This is a genomic window from Microvirga sp. TS319, assembly GCF_041276405.1.
Lineage (GTDB): Bacteria > Pseudomonadota > Alphaproteobacteria > Rhizobiales > Beijerinckiaceae > Microvirga.
Genome location: NZ_JBGGGT010000002.1, coordinates 1777028 through 1793933 on the forward strand (window position 1 = coordinate 1777028; position 16906 = coordinate 1793933).

Below are 16906 nucleotides of genomic sequence, written 5' to 3' on the forward strand. Positions count from 1 at the left end.
ATTGAGGACAAGTCAAATCGGCCCTTTCCCCTCCACCGTTATTTGGTGAGGAAAGCCCGCTCCAGCAAGGGTTCGACCGCTTCCCCCAGCTCGTTGGCGCCGATGATCCGGGCCGGCCGCGCCAGCCGGGTGAGGGCAAAGGATTCCGCGATGGAGCGTGGAGCCGAGCGGGCGAGGGCCCCGGCGGCGGCGAGGGAAAAGAGACGGTCGGCGACGAATCTGGCCTTGGCCTCCGCGTCCGGCGATTGCAGGGCCAGGACGATGTCCCGGGCCGCCTCGGAGGCTCCCGGGAGGCCTCCGGCATCGGCCATGAGCCGCTCCAGAACGGAGGCTGCGAGTTCCGGGTCGCGCCCCTCGGCCCGCAGGAGGTCGAGGGCGATCACGTTGCCGGAGCCCTCCCAGATGGCGTTGACCGGGGCCTCCCGGTAGAGGCGGGGCAGGGGGCTTTCCTCTACGTAACCGTTGCCGCCCAGGCTCTCCATGGCCTCGTAGATGAGGCGTGGCGCGGCCTTGCAGATGCCGAACTTGGCGGCGGGCGTCACGAGGCGGGCATAGGCCGCCTCATGCCCGTCCCGGGCGGCGAGATCGAAGCTGTGGGCCGCGCGCAAGGCGAGCGCCGTCATGGCCTCGTTCTCCAGGGCAAGATCGGCGAGCACCATCCGCATGGCGGGCTGGTCGATGAGCTTCTTCTGGAAAACGGTGCGATGCCGGGCGTGGTGCATGGCAAGGGTCAGGCCCATGCGCACGAGCCCGGCGGACGCGACCGCGCAATCGAGGCGCGTGAGCTGCACCATGGAGATGATGGTGCGCACGCCCGCTCCCTCCTCGCCGATGCGCCAGCCGAACGCGTTCACGAACTCGACCTCGGAGGAGGCGTTGGAGCGGTTGCCGAGCTTGTCCTTCAGACGCTGAAGGCGAAGCCCGTTCAAGGACCCGTCGGGCCGGAAGCGGGGCAGGAGAAAGCAGGTGAGACCGCCCGGCGCCTGGGCCAGCACCAGAAAGGCGTCGCACATGGGCGCGGACATGAACCATTTGTGCCCGGTGATCGCGTATTCGTCGCCGGCGGTCGGAACGGCGCGGGTGGTGTTGGCGCGCACGTCCGTTCCGCCCTGCTTCTCGGTCATGCCCATTCCGAGGGTGACGGAACTCTTCTCCCAGAAGGGGATGAAGCGCGAATCGTAGTCCCGGGACCGGATCCGCGGCAGCCATTCCTTCAGCCGGGCCGGGGAGGCGGCGAGCGCCGCCGCCGCGGCATGGGTCATGGTGATCGGGCAGACATGGCCGCTTTCGACCCCCGCCACGGTGTAGATCCTGGCCGCACGGGCTGCATACGCGTGATCCGATCGCGGCTCGTCCCAGGTCGAGGAATGAAGCCCATCCGCCATGCTCGCCCGCATGAGCGCGTGATAGGCCGGGTGAAACTCCACCGCGTCGATCCGGTAGCCGCGCGCATCGTGCGTGCGCAGCTTCGGCGGGTTCTCGTTGGCGAGCCGTCCGAGGTCGAGCCGCTCGGCGCTGCCCCAGGCCTCGCCGAAGGCGATCAGCCCTTCGGCCTCGGGATCTACCCCGTTGCTCCCGAGAGCGTCCAGCAGAGGACGGTCGCCCGCGATCAGATTCACGTCGCCGAAGGGGGGAGTCTGGTTGAAGATCTCATGAGTGTCGGGAAGGTGCGGCACGGCAGCGGCCTCCGAATGCGCCCTTCTATTCTAGGGCGGCAGGGAAGGGCCGGTACCCGCCGCCCGAGCGCGAAGGGTCCATGCTTCGAATAATCGGGCCGCGCATAGGACTCCTTTCCGAAGCGTGCATTCCCACACAGACACCGATGAAACGTAATGCTATATCTTTGAAGAGTAGACCGGGAAGGCTCCATGCCTTAGGCGAACCAAGAGTTTCCCTTGTCTCGTGAGTGAATCCGGGAAGGAGTTGACAATGGCGGACCCTATCATTCTGACGATCGCCGAAGCCCTCGTGCGTATTGACCATGAGGCCCCGATCATCGTGTCGGATCAGGGCATCAATTTCCAGAAGATGACGCCGAACGACATCAGCACATTGGCCGCGAACGGAGCCATCGGCTTTTCGGCGTTGTCCCCTTTCAGCTGGGATTGGGAGATGGTCACTGCCCTCCTCAAGACGAGTATTTCCTTCAATCCGAATGGCGGTGGCGGCACGCTGAGCGAAACGGCCGCCTTCATCTCCGCCCTGACCCCGGGACAGATCATGACGCTGGGGGCAAGGGGCTTTAGGCTCCTCGATGCGGGATCGACCGGCACGATCGTCTTCTCCGTGGAGCAGCTCAGGGCATCGGCAAATCTCAATGTGATGAATGATGGGATCATGGATGGCGTTGCCGTGACCCTCCTGGACACGAGCGCCAATATCAACTCGCTTTCCCCGACTGAACTCGGCCGATTGAAGTCCCAGGGTGTGACCCTCATCGATGTCACCGACGGTACCTCGGGCGGCGAGATCAGCCTGACCTGGGAGAAGGTCCGGGAACTTGGCCAGGGCGTGCTTGACCCGTCCGTCAAGTTCGCGACGGCGGACAAGGTGTCGGTGACCGGCGCCGCCAGTCAACTCGCCCGTCTTTCAGACACCCAGCTCGATTACCTTTCCAAGATCGGCGTCGATTTTCTCCATGCCGACGACGGCCCGGTGACCCTTAACTTCTTTCAAGCCTCGGATCTGGCTCTTGCCGGTCCGCGTTATGCGCCGGAAGACAGCGTCACCGTTTCCGGTTCGATCGGGGACTTCTCGGCGGGTCAGCTTGCGGCGCTCGGTACCAAGGGCGTGGACAAGCTCGATGCTCCGGAGGAGGCCCCCAACGTCGTTCTCACCTTCGCGAAAGCCGCGGCCGTTGCAGGCTCGCGCATGATCTTCGCGGCCGACGACACCGTGACCGTCGCCGATAGCGGCGCGAATCTCGCCAAGCTCACGGCGACTCAGCTCGCAAGGCTCGCCACAAGCGGAGTCGACGTCCTGGACTCGACGACGAATGCGATCGCTCTCACCTCCGCTCAACTTGCTGCCCTCGGGTCCATCCGGATCGCGGCAGGAGATCATGTCACGGTCGGCTGGACGGGAACCGCCGGGAGCAACTCCGTCACCGGCAGCCGGTACGACGACACCATCAAGGGGCTTGCCGGCAACGACACCCTGAAAGGCGGGTCCGGCAACGACAAAATTTTTGGTGGGGCCGGTCGCGACGTCTTCGTGTTCGACAAAGCCGCGAGCACCCAATCCAACAAGGACCAGATCATGGATTGGAACAGGACCGACGACACGATCCAGCTGGAGAACGCCGTGTTCACGGCGCTCAAGACGACCGGCACGCTCGGCTCTGGCTTCTTCAGGCTCGGCGCTGTGGCCAAGGATGGCAATGACCATATCGGCTACAACAAGGCGACCGGCGACCTCTGGTACGACTCGAACGGCAACAAGGCCGGCGGCCAGGTGGTGTTTGCCAATATCGGCAAGGACAAGGTCATCACCTCCAGCGACTTCATCGTCAGCTGAGGCCGCGCCCGACTCCCGGCCTGAGCCCTGGCAGGGTGCTGCCGGGGCTTTGCCGTTCGACCGTGTCGGAAGCCTGCGCGGGCCATCGGCGCTGAAGCGCTGAGCCTGGGAAACGTCCTGCCGATGGTACCCTGCCGATGGTACGGAGAGTGGCTAGCGGATGCCGCTGTGCGCTTTCTGGGGCGTCGCGGATAGGATCCTCGCCTGCGCAGGGATGACACGAGAGGCGGTGAGACGGCGGAGGGTTCTGGCGCATGCCTCCGGGGTCCTTTGCGCTCGCGCCGTGGGCGGGACAATCGCGCGCAGGGGCCTGGGCAAAGACCCCTGAGGTCCAATGCCGGCTTGTCGCCTCCGCCGACTTCCCCTATAGCCCATCGCTTAACATGAGCGACACCCCCCGAACCGTTTTTCCTCACCGGCATCTCCTCGGAATCGAGGGGCTGTCTCCTTTGGACATACAGGCGCTTCTCGATTTGGCCGACGATCAGGTCGAGGTGAGCCGGCAGATCGAGAAGCGAAAAACGTCCCTTCGCGGGCGGACGCAGATCAATCTCTTCTTCGAGCCCTCGACCCGCACGCAATCGTCCTTCGAGATCGCTGGCAAGCGCCTGGGCGCCGACGTGCTCAACATGGCGGTGGCCTCTTCCTCGGTGAAGAAGGGCGAGACGCTGATCGACACCGCCGCGACCCTCAACGCCATGCGCCCCGACATCATCGTCGTGCGCCATCATGCGGCCGGCGCGGTCCATCTCCTGGCCCGGAAGGTCGATTGCGCGGTCGTGAACGCGGGCGACGGCGCGCACGAGCATCCGACCCAGGCGCTTCTCGATGCCCTGACCATCCGCCGCAACAAGGGACGGATCGAGGGCCTGACGGTTGCGATCTGCGGCGACATCCTGCATTCCCGCGTGGCGCGCTCCAACATGATCCTGCTCGCCGCCATGGGAGCGCAGGTGCGCCTCGTCGCGCCCACGAATCTCCTTCCGCCCGGCATCGAGCGACTCGGCTTCCCGACCTACACCGACATGTGCAAGGGTCTGGAAGGCGCCGATATCGTGATGATGCTGCGCCTTCAGCGGGAGCGCATGAACGGCTCCTTCGTGCCCTCCGTTAAGGAGTACTTCCGCTTCTACGGCCTCGACCAGGAAAAGCTCTCCTACGCCAAGCCGGACGCGCTCGTGATGCATCCCGGCCCCATGAACAGGGGCGTTGAGATTTCCTCCGACGTGGCGGACGGCACGCAGTCGCTGATCCGCGAACAGGTCGAGATGGGCGTGGCCGTCCGCATGGCGGTGCTCGAGGCTCTCGCGAGCCATTTGCCGAACGGGTGAGACGCGCGATGAGCCTGAAACCACTTCTCTTCAAGAACGCACGCCTCGTCGATCCCGATACCGGGCGCGAGGAGGCGGGCGGCCTCCTGGTCCGCGACGGCGTCATCCGGGATCTCGGGCCGCAACTCGCCCAGGCCGCCGATGCAGATGTGATCGATTGCGGCGGTCAGGTGCTGAGCCCCGGGCTCATCGACATGCGAGCCTTCATTGGCGAGCCGGGCGGGCCCTATCGGGAAACGCTGAAAAGCGCCGGCGAGGCGGCCGCCGCCGGCGGCGTGACGACCGTCGTGTCCATGCCGGATACGAGCCCCGTGCTCGACGACCCGGCGGTGATCGACTTCATCGTGCGCCGGGCGCGCGATACGTCCGTCGTGAACATCCTGCCGGCCGCGGCCCTCACCAAGGGCCTCATGGGCGAGGAGATGGCTGAGATCGGGCGGCTCAAGGAGGCGGGGGCGATCGCCTTCACCGATGGCGCGCGCTCCGTCACCAACGCGCAGGTGATGCGCCGTGCGCTCACCTATGCCCGCGATTTCGACGCGCTGATCGTTCACCACGTGGAGGATCCGGATCTCGTCGGGCAGGGGGTGATGAACGAGGGTGAGTTCTCGTCCCGCCTCGGCCTGCCGGGCATTCCCCGCGAGGCAGAGACCATCATGCTGGAGCGCGACATGCGCCTCGTGCGCCTCACCGGGGCGCGCTACCATGCCGCCATGATCTCGACCGCCGATTCGGCGGAGATCGTCCGGGCCGCGAAGGCGAGGGGCTTGCCGGTGACCTGCGGCGTCTCCATCAATCATCTCTCGCTCAACGAGAACGACATCGGGGATTACCGCACCTTCCTGAAGCTCTCGCCGCCCCTGAGGCACGAGGACGACCGGCAGGCGATGATCGAGGCCTTGGCCGACGGGACTGTCGACGTGATCGTCTCGGACCACAATCCACAGGATGTGGAGAACAAGCGCCTGCCCTTCGCCGAGGCCGCCAACGGGGCCGTCGGGCTCGAAACGCTGCTCTCCGCGGCGCTCCGTCTCGTTCATTCGGACCGCATTTCACTCCCAAAGCTCTTGCGCGCGATGACCACGAAACCCGCGGAAATCCTAGGGTTGCCGGCCGGACGGCTGAAGATCGGCGCTCCCGCCGACCTCATCCTGTTCGATCCGGAGGCGCCCTACGTGCTCGACAAGCGCGATCTGAAATCCCTGTCTAAGAACTCGCCTTTTGACGAGGCCCGTCTGGAAGGGCAGGTGACGATCACGATGGTTGCGGGCAGGATCGCGTTCGACCGCCGCCCAACGTGACGAGACGCGAATGTCCGACGAAGTGAACATGCTGTACCTGCTCGGAGCCCTGGTCTTCGGCTATCTCCTGGGCTCCATCCCGTTCGGGGTGATTTTTACCCGCATGGCGGGACTGGGCGACATCCGCAAGGTCGGGTCGGGCAATATCGGCGCGACCAACGTCCTGCGCACCGGCCGGAAGGGTCTTGCCGTCGCGACCCTTTTGGGCGACGCCCTGAAGGGTACCGCCGCCGTGCTGATCGCAGCCCGATGGGGCGAGCACGCGGCCAGCGTGGCCGCGCTCGGTGCCTTTCTGGGCCATCTCTTTCCGGTCTGGCTCGGCTTCAAGGGTGGCAAAGGCGTCGCCACGTTCATCGGCGTGTTGATCGGCCTGAACTGGATCGCCGCGCTGATCTTCGCGGCGATCTGGCTGGGCGTGGCCTTCGCGTCGCGCTATTCGTCCCTCTCGGCCCTCGTCGCGAGTGCCGCGACCCCGGTCGCCCTGTGGCTTCTGGGCCAGCCCGCGCTCGCCGGCATGGTGGTGATCCTCGTGGCGCTTCTGTGGTGGAAGCACAGCGAGAACATCACCCGGCTCGTTGCCGGGACGGAAGGCAAGATCGGCCAGAAGGGCTGAAAACCGTGGAGCTGACGGACGAACAGCGCCTCGACTGGCTCCGGCTGATCCGGTCGGAGAATGTGGGGCCGCGAACGTTCCGCGCCCTGATCAACAAATTCGGCGGCGCATCCGCAGCGCTCGAGGCCCTGCCCGATCTCGCGCGGCGCGGCGGGCGGCCTTCCCTGAAGGTGACGAGCCGGGCGGAGGCCGAGAAGGAAATGGCCGCCGCCGCACGCCTTGGCGTGCGCTTCGTCGCCATGGGCGAGCCGAACTTCCCGAAGACCCTGCAGGCCATCGATACCGCGCCGCCGCTGATCGGCGTGCGCGGCTCCATGGACGTGCTCGCGCGGCCATCCGTCGGCATGGTCGGGTCCCGCAATGCCTCCGCCTCGGGGCTCACCTTCACCGAGCGCCTGTCCCGACAGCTGGGCGAGGCCGGTTACGTGGTCGTCTCGGGCCTTGCGCGTGGCGTCGATACGCGGGCGCATCGGGCCACGCTTCAGACCGGCACGGTGGCGGTGCTCGCCGGCGGGCAGGACAAGGTCTATCCGTCCGAGAACGAGCCGCTCCTGCGCGCCATCGTCGAGCAGGGCGGGGCTGTGGTTTCCGAAATGCCGATGGGGTGGGAGCCGCGCGGGCGCGATTTTCCGCGCCGCAACCGAATCATCTCCGGCCTCTCCTACGGGGTCGTAGTCGTCGAGGCGGCGCGCCGCTCCGGCTCTCTGATCACCGCCCGTTTCGCCCTGGAGCAGGGACGGGAGGTCTTCGCCGTGCCGGGATCTCCCCTTGACCCTCGCGCCGAGGGAACGAACGACCTCATCCGGGACGGGGCTACCCTCTGCGCCTCCGTCGAGCACGTCACGAGCGTGCTCGAACCGCTGATCGCCTCAGGGCCCCGCACGGAGCCCGGCGCGGAAGAGCCGCATCACGCCCTGGATACCGAGGAATTGTGGGACGAGCTCGATCTGCCGGACATTCCCCGGGCGCCGAAAGGCTCCGTCTCGCCTGCCCCCGGCATCGACGAGAGCGGGATGGATGCCGCCCTCGGTCTCATCGCGCTCCTCGGCCCTTCGCCGATCGCCGTCGACGATCTGGTGCGTCAGTCCGGGCTTCCGATACGGACCGTTCAGATGACCCTGCTCGAACTCGAAATCGCGGGACGGCTGGAGCGCCATGGCGGCAACGCAGTCTCGCTGACCCCATGACGGTTGCCCCTGGTCCCTGAGCTACCGTTTCCGGGCATCGGCCTGGATGGCCCGCGCCGCTTCGAGCCTTGCCATGTCCAGGAGGTAGGCCAGCAGATCGAGACGTTCCCTCCGCGCGAGATAGGACAGCTCCGCGGTGAATTCCGCGATATACCGCGCCGTCTCGGCTGCGCCTTTGGCATCCCGGCCGGCGACTGAGATGCCGCCCGCGAACTCATCGTCCTGGGGCAAGGGGGCGGGAAGGCCGGAGATTGGAGGTTTGGTCATCTGGATGCGACTGTGCTTCTGTTTTACAGGAGCCCATTATCAATGCAACTGTAAATGAAACAAGTGATCATTATGTAATCATAAGTTGTATTTCTCGCTGTGAGGACCAACCGAGACGAGAAATCAACAGGGCAAGACCTACAGTGGCAACAGTGCTTGCGAAAGTCCGAGGAGCCGTCCGCTCCGCCCTGGGCGCCGGCCTTGCCCAACAAGGTCCGAAACCAGGGCATCGAACGCACAAGGATGGGGCGTTACCACCCCATCCTGCGGGCCCGGCTTTCACGAGCGTGGCCCTTCGGCCCTCCTCGCAACGATGCGCTCGTCGAGAAGGGAGCATGGCATCGATCCCGAAAGCGCACATCCATGTCCCGCGTCCGATGCTCCCTTCTTAGAGCAGCGCATCGTTCATTGCGGACCCGAAGGGCCGCGTCAGCGAATACCGGGTCCACTTTTCCGCACGATGCGCTAGACCGTACGGTCTAAGCCATAGGGCATAAGGAAATAAACGTTGCGATAGGAGTTTAATACTCGAAGAGGCACTTCGGAGGAGCCGTGATGGGTCTGGACCAGCAAATTGAACATGTTGCTCGCGCATTTTTTAGCGTCGAGAATGATGAGCAAACCTGGGATAGGGCGCCGGAAGACATCAAGGAGGGGTTCCGCAGCCTTGCAACCGACGCGATCGTGATGGTCTCCGTCAGCCGTGAGAGCAGCATCAATCCGTCATCTATGGAATGCACGTGTGCCCGCGAGATGGTCTCTGCCTGACATCAACCCGTGCATAGATTAAAGCCCTGCTGGCTCCGGCCGGCGGGGTGTTTCTGGTTCTCGGAACGATCGGGAAACGACGCGGGAGCGTTTGTTGGGACGACCGGTCTCAACAGTGGCATGCACGTTACGAAGCGTTCTCTTCCGGAAAAATCAGAGGTCACGAAAGGCCCCGTCCTCAACCCAGGATCCCGATCAAAATCGGCATGGAAATCATGGCGATGAGGGTCTGCAGGGTCAGGATCTCGGCCATGAGCGGCGCGTTCCCGCCCATCTGGCGCGCCAGCACGTAACCGGCCGCGGCGGTCGGAACGGAGGCCGCGATGATCGTGACGAGCAGGTCGTTGCCGCCGATCCCCGCATAATGGGCGAAGAGCACCGCGATGAGCGGCATGAGAAGCAGTTTGCAGGCCGATGCTAGGGCATGCGGAAGGCCAGGCTTGGCAAGGCGGCGAAGGTCGAGCCCGGCTCCGACGATCAGCAGGCCCGCCGCCAGCGAGGCCCGCCCCATCAGGTCGATATAGGAGACGATGGGCTTCGGCAGCGGCGGAGCGAGGAGGTTGAGCGAAAGGCCAAGGGCGCAGGACCAGATGAAAGGGTTCGTGGCGAACGAGCGAAGGATGGCCTTGGGACTCTGCCGCGGCCGGCCGGCGAAGCGGATGAACACGTAGAAGGCGAGAAGATTCAAGAGCGGCACCATGGCCGCGATGGCGACCGCGATCAGGGCGATCCCGCGCTCTCCGAACAGGCTTCCCGCAACGGCGATCGCCACGAACGTGTTCCACCGCGTCGCCCCTTGGAACACCGAGGTGAAGCTCGGACCGTCGAGGGACGCATAGCGCTCGAGTACGGGCCTCAGGGCCAGCATGAGGCCCGCCATGAACAGGATGGCGCCGACGAGGGCTCCCCCGACGCCGAGCACCGGGACGGATGCCAGATCCGCCCGGGCAAGCGTATCGACGATGAGGGCGGGAAAAAAGATCACGTAGGTCGCGCGCTCCAGGCCGGACCATTGCTGGTCGTTCACGAAACCCGTGATGCGGCAGAGCCAGCCGGTTGCGATGATCAGGAAGGTCGGGATAAGGCTGGCGAAAACGGCGGACATGGGAGCGCTTGGGAGGCCGGGCCGGACTGGCTCGACAGCTGGACGGTATCAGGCGCTTAAAGCGAATTCCCAAGCTCGACAAGTGCGGGATCTGCCCTCATTGGTCAGGACCGACCCACGCCCCATTTCCTTTTCTTCCTGTCCCTCGCGAGGCCCGCATGATCCAGGTGACGAACAGCATCGCGCTCGATGAAGCCGAGATTCAGGAGAGCTTCATCCGCGCCTCGGGCCCGGGCGGGCAGAACGTCAACAAGGTGGAAACCGCCGTCCAGCTGCGCTTCGACGTGCGCGGCTCGCCGTCCTTGCCGGAGGATGTGAAGGCGCGCCTGGAGCGGATCGCCGGAAAAAGGCTGACGAATGAGGGCGTGTTGATCATCACGGCGCAGCGCTTCCGCATGCAGGAGCGCAACCGCGAGGACGCGGTGAACCGTCTGGTCGAGCTGATCCGCCAGGCGACGGAGCGTCCGAAGCCGAGACGGCCCACGCGTCCAACCCTTGCGTCCAAGAAACGCAGGCTCGAGGCCAAGGGGCGGCGCTCCGAAATCAAGAAGGGGCGCACGTCCAAGCCCGGCTACGACTAGGGCATCGGACGTGAAAAGTGGAATCCACTTTTGGGATTGGATCCGATGCTCCCGTCTTGGAAAGAGCGCATCGTTGTGAGCGGACCCGAAGGGCCGCGTCAGCGAATACCGGGTCCACTTTTCGCTAGCGCGGCCCGCTGGGTCCGCACGATGCGCTTAGATCAGGATTCGGCCGGCGGATAGACGTGCCGGCGGCCCCGGAAATCCGCCACCGTCTGGCATCCGTCCCTCTCGGCGACGGTGTCGGGGGCGATCGCGGCCTTCCCGTAGCCTCCCGGAATGTCGAGGACGTAGGTCGGCTGGCACAGCCCCGAGATGCGCCCGCGCAGACCGGCCACGAGCGCGCGCCCCTCGTCGAGAGACAGGCGGAAATGGCCCGTTCCGGGAGCGAGGTCGGGATGGTGCAGGTAATAGGGCTTGATGCGCGTCTCCACGAAGGCGCGCATGAGTGCGGCGAGCGTGTCCGGATCGTCGTTGACGCCCTTGAGCAGCACCGACTGGCTGAGCATGACGATGCCCGCTTCCACGAGCCGCCCGCAGGCGGCGCGCGCAGCGGGCGCGAGTTCGCGCGGATGATTGGCATGAACCGCCACGTACACGGTCTTGCCGCACGCCTTCAGGGCCGCGATCAGTGCCTCGTCGATCCGCTCCGGCTCGACCACCGGGACGCGGGTGTGCAGGCGGACGATCTTCACGTGCTCGATCGCGGAAAGGCGCTGCATCAGCTCGGCCAGGCGCCGGGCCGAGAGCACCATCGGGTCGCCTCCGGTGAGGATCACCTCCCAGATCTCCGGATGCCCGGCAATATAGGCGAAGGCTTTGTCCAAGGCCTCCGGGGCGAGGGTGCCGAGGCCCTGCGGCCCCACCATCTCGCGCCGGAAGCAGAAGCGGCAGTACACCGGGCACACATGCACGGCCTTCAGGAGCACGCGGTCGGGATAACGGTGCACGATGCCCTCGACCGGGGAGTGAGCGAGATCGCCGATGGGGTCCTCGCGCTCCTCCGGTGCCGTCGCGAGCTCGGCGGTATCGGGAACGAACTGACGCGCGATCGGGTCGTTCGGATCGGCCTTGTCGATCAGGTCGGCCATGGCGGAACTGATCGCGACGGCGTAGCGATCCGCCACGCGGGCGATCCCGGGCACCTGCTCGGGGGCGATCAATCCGGCCTTTGCCAGTTCGGCCGGGGTGCGAAGGGTGCTCAATGGTCTGTCTCCGGCACGGGAACCCACATCACCTGATCGATTCGCGAAGCCCCGGTGGCGAGCATGACGAGGCGGTCGAAGCCGAGCGCGATCCCGCTGGCTTCCGGCATCCCGCTCAGGGCCGCTAGGAAATCGTCGTCCAGGGGGTAGCTTTCTCCATAGACCCGCATCTTCTCCCGCATCTCCGCCTCGAACCGGCGCCGCTGCTCGTCCGGGTCGGTCAATTCACCGAAGGCGTTCGCCAGCTCGACGCCGCAGGCGTAAAGCTCGAACCGCTCGGCCACCCGCGGGTCGCGGGCCGTCGGCCGGGCGAGCGCCGCCTCGGCCACCGGGTATTCGTCGAGGATCGTGGCGCGGCCGAGGCCGAGATGCGGCTCGATCCGCTCCACGATGACGCGGCTGAAGAGGTCGGACCAGGTGTCGTCCTCCGCCACGCGTATGCCGGCTTCGCGGAGGCGCGCGGCCAGATGGTCCCGGTCCGTCGCGCCGCTCCGGTCGATGGTGGCGAGGAGGTCGATTCCGGCAAAGCGCCGGAAGGCCTCGGCTACGCTCAAGCGCTCCGGCTCCTGGAAGGGATCGGTCTGTCTGCCCCTGTAGGCGAGGGTGCGGGTGCCCGCCGTTTCGGCGGCGAGCGCCAGCAGGGCCGCGCAATCCGCCATGAGGGTCTCGTAGCCTTCCCCCGCCCGGTACCATTCGAGCATGGTGAATTCCGGATGGTGGAGGGGGCCCCGCTCCCGGTTGCGGTAGACATGAGCGAAGCACGAAATCCGCGTCTCGCCCGCGGCCAGCAGCTTTTTGCAGGCGAATTCCGGAGAGGTGTGGAGGTAGAGGGGCGTTCTCGTCCCGCCATGCCCGACGGCCTGCGTGGCGAAGGCGTGGAGATGCGCCTCGTTGCCGGGGGAAACCTGAAGCGCGGCCGTGTCCACCTCCACGAAGTCGCGGGCTCCGAAGAAGCCGCGGAACGCCGCCTGAATCCGGTTCCGCCCCAGGAGGAAAGGGCGGCGATCCGCATGGACATGGGGTGTCCACCAGGGGGAGGGGGCAGGCGTGGCGTTGTCCATCGGGAAAGACTTCCTCACACGTCAGGCTGGCGATTTTCGCCGAGATAGGCTAGTTGCGGCAGCGAAACCGAATTTCGGCGTCGCCGGGACTGGGCTGCTGGCCTCGCGACGCGCCTCCTATCTGTCACAAGGAACGCTTCCCGTGAAGGTCATCGCCTCTACGCTCCGCAAAGGCAATGTCGTCGACATCGACGGCAGGCTCTATGTCGTGCTCACCGCCCAGAACATCCACCCCGGCAAGGGCACGCCCGTCACCCAGCTCGACATGCGCCGCATCTCCGACGGCGTGAAGGTCTCCGAGCGCTACCGCACCACCGAGCAGGTCGAGCGCGCCTTCGTGGAGGATCGCGAGCACACCTATCTCTACGAGGACGGCGAAGGCTTCCACTTCATGAACCCGGAGACCTTCGAGCAGGTCGCGGTTCCTGATGACATCATCGGCGATCTGAAGCCTTACCTTCAGGAAGGCATGGCCGTGATGCTCTCGACCCACAACGGCGTGCCGATCGCCATCGAGCTGCCCGCCCGCATCACCCTCGAGATCGTCGAGACCGAGCCGGTGGTGAAGGGCCAGACGGCCTCCTCGTCCTACAAGCCCGCCATCCTGTCCAACGGCGTGCGCACCCTGGTGCCGCCGCACATCACGGCCGGCACCCGCGTCGTGATCATGACGGAAGACGGCTCCTACGTGGAGCGCGCGAAGGACTAAGGTTCCTTCCGCCATCCCCGTCATGCCCGCCTTGGGCGGGGCATGACGGGGACGCCGCCAATACACCTTGCGGGGCAGGGCATTTCGGTCGAGTTTCACCGGAGTCCCTGCCTTTTCCTTGTTCGGAGCCTGAATCCCATGGCCGGCGGTCTCTTCGCACCCATCAATTCCCTCGTGGCCGATGTCGGCAGCCCCCCGATTCCGGAGGCGCAGAGCTGGACGCGTCGCTACGACGGGTCCTACGGGCCTCTGATCAATCTCTCCCAGGCGGTTCCCGGAAATGCGCCGCACGCGAGCTTCCTGGAGCGTCTCGCCTCGGTCGCGGGCGAGCCCGCGACCTCGCAATATGGACCGATCAACGGGGATCCGGGCCTGAGGCAGGCCTATGCGGAGGAGCTGTCGCGCCTCTACGAGGGGCGCATCGAGGCAGCCGACACGGCCATCACGGCAGGCTGCAACATGGCCTTCTTCGTCGCCATGATGCTGCTCGCCCGGCGGGGCGACGCGGTGCTTCTGCCGACGCCCTGGTACTTCAATCACCAGATGAGCCTGGACATGCTCGGGGTCGAGCCGCGCCCGCTGCCGTGCCGGCCGGAGAACGGCTTCGTTCCGCTCCTGGAGGATGCCGAGGCGCTCATCGACGAGAAGGTCCGCGCCGTCGTTCTCGTCACGCCGAACAACCCGACCGGGGCCGTTTATCCGGCTCACGTCGTCGAGAGCTTTGCGGAGCTGTGCGCCAGACGCGGCATTTATCTCGTGATCGACGAGACTTACCGTGACTTCCTGCCTCAGGGCATGAACCGCGCGCATGGGCTCTTCACCGGCGAGGCTTGGCGCCGGAACGTGATCCAGCTCTATTCCTTCTCGAAATCCTATGCGATTCCGGGGCACCGCATGGGGGCGATCACGGCGGATGCCGCACTCGTCGAGCAGATCGCCAAGATTCTCGACTGCATCCAGATCTGCGCGCCTCGGGCGGCTCAGGCCGTCTTGCCCTGGGCGATCGACGGATTGCGCGCCTGGCGCGAGGAAAACCGGGCCGAGATCAACCGGCGTGCACAGGTTTTTCGGGAGGCGCTGGCGCCGCTTCCGGAGTGGCGCATCGAATCGGTGGGCGCCTATTTCGCCTATCTGCGGCATCCTTTCGAGGGCGCGAAGGCCCAGGCCGTGGCGGAGAAACTGGCGACCGAGCGGGGCGTTTTATGCCTTCCCGGCAGCTATTTCGGTCCCGGTCAGGACGGACATCTGCGCATCGCGGTCGCCAATGTGGGCGCCCATGTTCTGGCCACTCTCACGGACCGCCTGAAGGGCCTGGCTCTCTGACGCTCCGGGAAGGGGCGGCCACAATCTGCGTCGCAACCCTTGGCAGATCCAGTCGCCGGTTGTTACTCTAAACGGAACACCGGCGTTCCGCTGGAATGCCCAGGGATTTGATGTTGACCGTGAAAGCCGATGCGACGACCGAGGAGAGAGATCGACGCGCGGCCCCATCTGCCGGGGCCGGAAGCGCCTCGGCATGGACATCCGGGCATTCGGCGACATGGATCCGGCGGGATGTGAGAAGGCGTCCGCCCCGAAGCTATGCTGCGCTCGATCTCGGCACCAACAATTGCCGCCTCCTCATTGCGGAGCCCGCGCATTTCGGGTTCCGCGTCACGGACGCTTTCTCGCGAATCGTCCGGCTCGGCGAGGGGCTCGGCCTCGGCAACGCCCTGAGCCAGGATGCCATCGAGCGGACCATCGAGGCGCTTCGCGTGTGCCGCGACAAGATGGTCGCCAAGGAGGTGATCCGCGCGCGGCTGGTGGCCACGGAGGCCTGCCGCTTCGCCGAGAACGGTCTCTCGTTCATCGAGCGCGTCCGCAAAGACCTGGAGCTCGATCTCGAGATCGTCGACCGCAAGACGGAGGCCTATCTGGCCGTGACGGGCTGCGCGGCGCTGGTCGATCCGAAGGCGCAATCGGCGATCATCTTCGATATCGGCGGCGGATCGACGGAAATCGCGTGGCTCGACGGCCAGGCGCCGCATGCCTTCGCCGATCCCTGCAAGCGCATCCGCGCGTGGGATTCCCTGCCGGTCGGCGTCGTGACCCTCGCCGAGCGTCATGGCGGGGTTGACGTGACGCCCGAGAGCTTCGAGGGAATGGTCGAGGAGGTCTCCGAGCTCCTCATGGATTTCGCCCTCGTGGCGGCCGAGGCGGGACGGGCCAGGAACTTCCATCTCCTCGGCACGTCGGGAACCGTGACCACCGTAGGGGGGATTCACCTGGGTCTCGCCCGTTATGACCGGCGCAAGGTCGATGGGATGTGGATGCGCAACCGCGAGATCTCGACAGTGATGAACCGCCTGCTGCATTCCAATTTTCAGCAGCGGGCCGACAATCCATGCATCGGCCGGGAGAGGGCCGATCTGGTCCTGGCCGGCTGCGCCATTCTCGAGGCGATCCGCCGGGCCTTCCCTTCGGATCGCCTGCGCATCGCGGACCGGGGCTTACGCGAAGGAATTCTGATGAAGATGATGAGAGAGGACAGCGTATGGCGGGAGGGAGGCCGACGGTGAGCACCAAGTCCGGCTCGGGTGTCCGCAACCTGAAGCAGCGCGTGAAGACGGCGAACAAGCGCTCCCTCTCCTCGCAGAAATGGCTCGAGCGCCAGCTCAACGATCCCTATGTCGCCCGCGCGAAGCGCGAGGGCTACCGCTCGCGCGCGGCCTTCAAGCTTTTGGAGATCGACGAGAAATATCACATTCTCAAGCCTGGCCAGCGCGTCGTGGATCTTGGCGCTGCGCCCGGCGGCTGGTCCCAGATCGCGGCCAAGACGGCGGGGCCGAAAGGCAAGGTCGTCGGCATCGACCTTCTGCCCATCGACCCCATGGCGGGGGTGGAGTTCATCCAGCTCGACTTCCTGGACGAGAGCGCCCCGGGCAAGCTCATCGAGCTGCTGGGCGGCCCCGCCGACGTCGTGATGTCCGACATGGCCGCCAACACCACCGGCCACAAGAAGACCGACCATCTGCGCATCATCGGGCTCGCGGAGGCCGCGATCTACTTCGCCCGTGAGATTCTGGCTCCCGGGGGCGCGTTTCTCGCCAAGGTGTTCCAGGGCGGCACGGAAAACCAGCTCCTGACGGATCTCAAGCGCGACTTCGCCGTGGTTCGCCACGTGAAGCCTGCGGCCAGCCGGGCGGATTCGGCGGAACTCTATGTGCTGGCGACCGGTTTTCGGGGTGCGACGGAACGGACCTCATAAGGGCCACGCGCAGGG

The 16906-nt window shown here is 65.8% G+C and carries 16 protein-coding genes; 11 read left to right on the plus strand and 5 right to left on the minus strand.

The genetic code is table 11. The annotated features are described in order from the left end of the window. Positions 1-38: 38 nt before the first annotated feature. On the minus strand, positions 39-1676 hold the full coding sequence (locus AB8841_RS17765) for an isovaleryl-CoA dehydrogenase (protein WP_370437146.1): 1638 nt from the start codon (positions 1674-1676) through the stop codon (positions 39-41). Between the two features lie 253 nt (positions 1677-1929). Between AB8841_RS17765 and AB8841_RS17770 the strand changes: the two genes are divergently transcribed. The 5 genes from AB8841_RS17770 (at position 1930) to dprA (ending at position 7948) form a co-directional block, all read left to right on the plus strand. After that, positions 1930-3516, plus strand: coding sequence for a calcium-binding protein (locus tag AB8841_RS17770; protein ID WP_370437147.1), 1587 nt, complete (start codon positions 1930-1932; stop codon positions 3514-3516). A 383-nt stretch (positions 3517-3899) separates the two neighbouring features. Then, entirely contained in the window at positions 3900-4847 is a 948-nt protein-coding gene (locus AB8841_RS17775) for an aspartate carbamoyltransferase catalytic subunit (RefSeq protein ID WP_370437148.1), read from the plus strand. A gap of 8 nt (positions 4848-4855) precedes the next feature. Beyond that, complete coding sequence (locus AB8841_RS17780; protein WP_370437149.1) at positions 4856-6148, plus strand: dihydroorotase; 1293 nt, start codon at positions 4856-4858, stop codon at positions 6146-6148. A gap of 10 nt (positions 6149-6158) precedes the next feature. After that, entirely contained in the window at positions 6159-6761 is a 603-nt protein-coding gene (gene plsY / locus AB8841_RS17785; protein WP_370437150.1) for a glycerol-3-phosphate 1-O-acyltransferase PlsY, read from the plus strand. 5 nt (positions 6762-6766) lie between these two features. Further along, on the plus strand, positions 6767-7948 hold the full coding sequence (dprA, locus tag AB8841_RS17790) for a DNA-processing protein DprA (protein ID WP_370437151.1): 1182 nt from the start codon (positions 6767-6769) through the stop codon (positions 7946-7948). Between the two features lie 21 nt (positions 7949-7969). Here dprA and AB8841_RS17795 read toward each other — a convergent pair whose 3' ends face one another. Continuing rightward, positions 7970-8215, minus strand: coding sequence for a hypothetical protein (locus AB8841_RS17795; RefSeq protein WP_370437152.1), 246 nt, complete (start codon positions 8213-8215; stop codon positions 7970-7972). A 555-nt stretch (positions 8216-8770) separates the two neighbouring features. Between AB8841_RS17795 and AB8841_RS17800 the strand changes: the two genes are divergently transcribed. Beyond that, entirely contained in the window at positions 8771-8983 is a 213-nt protein-coding gene (locus AB8841_RS17800) for a hypothetical protein (protein WP_370437153.1), read from the plus strand. A gap of 178 nt (positions 8984-9161) precedes the next feature. Here the strand turns inward: AB8841_RS17800 and AB8841_RS17805 are convergent, their stop codons facing one another. Further along, positions 9162-10088 (minus strand): AEC family transporter, encoded by a 927-nt coding sequence (locus tag AB8841_RS17805; protein WP_370437154.1) that lies wholly within the window; start codon positions 10086-10088, stop codon positions 9162-9164. 158 nt (positions 10089-10246) lie between these two features. Here AB8841_RS17805 and arfB point away from each other — a divergent pair, with 158 nt between their 5' ends. Then, positions 10247-10669, plus strand: a complete 423-nt coding sequence (gene arfB, locus AB8841_RS17810; protein WP_370437155.1) for an alternative ribosome rescue aminoacyl-tRNA hydrolase ArfB — start codon at positions 10247-10249, stop codon at positions 10667-10669. 161 nt (positions 10670-10830) lie between these two features. On the opposite strand, the gene AB8841_RS17815 is transcribed toward arfB, so the two are convergent. Together AB8841_RS17815 and epmA are read right to left on the minus strand one after the other, a co-directional pair. After that, positions 10831-11874 carry a lysine-2,3-aminomutase-like protein gene (locus tag AB8841_RS17815; protein WP_370437156.1) on the minus strand — a complete coding sequence of 348 codons (1044 nt, stop codon included), beginning with the start codon at positions 11872-11874 and terminating at the stop codon, positions 10831-10833. Next, positions 11871-12935 (minus strand): EF-P lysine aminoacylase EpmA, encoded by a 1065-nt coding sequence (gene epmA / locus AB8841_RS17820; RefSeq protein WP_370437157.1) that lies wholly within the window; start codon positions 12933-12935, stop codon positions 11871-11873. Before epmA ends, AB8841_RS17815 begins: the two co-directional genes overlap by 4 nt. Positions 12936-13077: 142 nt before the next feature. On the opposite strand from epmA, the gene efp reads away from it, so the two are divergent. From efp to AB8841_RS17840, 4 genes are all read left to right on the plus strand, one after another. Further along, positions 13078-13644, plus strand: a complete 567-nt coding sequence (gene efp, locus AB8841_RS17825) for an elongation factor P (protein ID WP_370437158.1) — start codon at positions 13078-13080, stop codon at positions 13642-13644. A gap of 138 nt (positions 13645-13782) precedes the next feature. Further along, positions 13783-14967, plus strand: a complete 1185-nt coding sequence (locus AB8841_RS17830; RefSeq protein WP_370437159.1) for an aminotransferase — start codon at positions 13783-13785, stop codon at positions 14965-14967. A gap of 110 nt (positions 14968-15077) precedes the next feature. Next, on the plus strand, positions 15078-16202 hold the full coding sequence (locus AB8841_RS17835) for a Ppx/GppA phosphatase family protein (RefSeq protein ID WP_370437160.1): 1125 nt from the start codon (positions 15078-15080) through the stop codon (positions 16200-16202). Beyond that, on the plus strand, positions 16199-16891 hold the full coding sequence (locus tag AB8841_RS17840) for an RlmE family RNA methyltransferase (RefSeq protein ID WP_370437161.1): 693 nt from the start codon (positions 16199-16201) through the stop codon (positions 16889-16891). The genes AB8841_RS17835 and AB8841_RS17840 overlap by 4 nt, the downstream gene beginning before the upstream one ends. The last annotated feature ends 15 nt before the right edge of the window (positions 16892-16906 follow it).

Bases quoted from the DNA above. Each gene is read 5' to 3' on its own strand.
- AB8841_RS17770 (WP_370437147.1), top strand. From the start codon at position 1,930: ATGGCGGACCCTATCATTCTGACGATCGCCGAAGCCCTCGTGCGTATT.
- AB8841_RS17775 (WP_370437148.1), top strand. From the start codon at position 3,900: ATGAGCGACACCCCCCGAACCGTTTTTCCTCACCGGCATCTCCTCGGA.
- AB8841_RS17780 (WP_370437149.1), top strand. From the start codon at position 4,856: ATGAGCCTGAAACCACTTCTCTTCAAGAACGCACGCCTCGTCGATCCC.
- plsY (WP_370437150.1), top strand. From the start codon at position 6,159: ATGTCCGACGAAGTGAACATGCTGTACCTGCTCGGAGCCCTGGTCTTC.
- AB8841_RS17795 (WP_370437152.1), bottom strand. From the start codon at position 8,215: ATGACCAAACCTCCAATCTCCGGCCTTCCCGCCCCCTTGCCCCAGGAC.
- AB8841_RS17800 (WP_370437153.1), top strand. From the start codon at position 8,771: ATGGGTCTGGACCAGCAAATTGAACATGTTGCTCGCGCATTTTTTAGC.
- AB8841_RS17805 (WP_370437154.1), bottom strand. From the start codon at position 10,088: ATGTCCGCCGTTTTCGCCAGCCTTATCCCGACCTTCCTGATCATCGCA.
- arfB (WP_370437155.1), top strand. From the start codon at position 10,247: ATGATCCAGGTGACGAACAGCATCGCGCTCGATGAAGCCGAGATTCAG.
- epmA (WP_370437157.1), bottom strand. From the start codon at position 12,935: ATGGACAACGCCACGCCTGCCCCCTCCCCCTGGTGGACACCCCATGTC.
- AB8841_RS17830 (WP_370437159.1), top strand. From the start codon at position 13,783: ATGGCCGGCGGTCTCTTCGCACCCATCAATTCCCTCGTGGCCGATGTC.
- AB8841_RS17835 (WP_370437160.1), top strand. From the start codon at position 15,078: ATGTTGACCGTGAAAGCCGATGCGACGACCGAGGAGAGAGATCGACGC.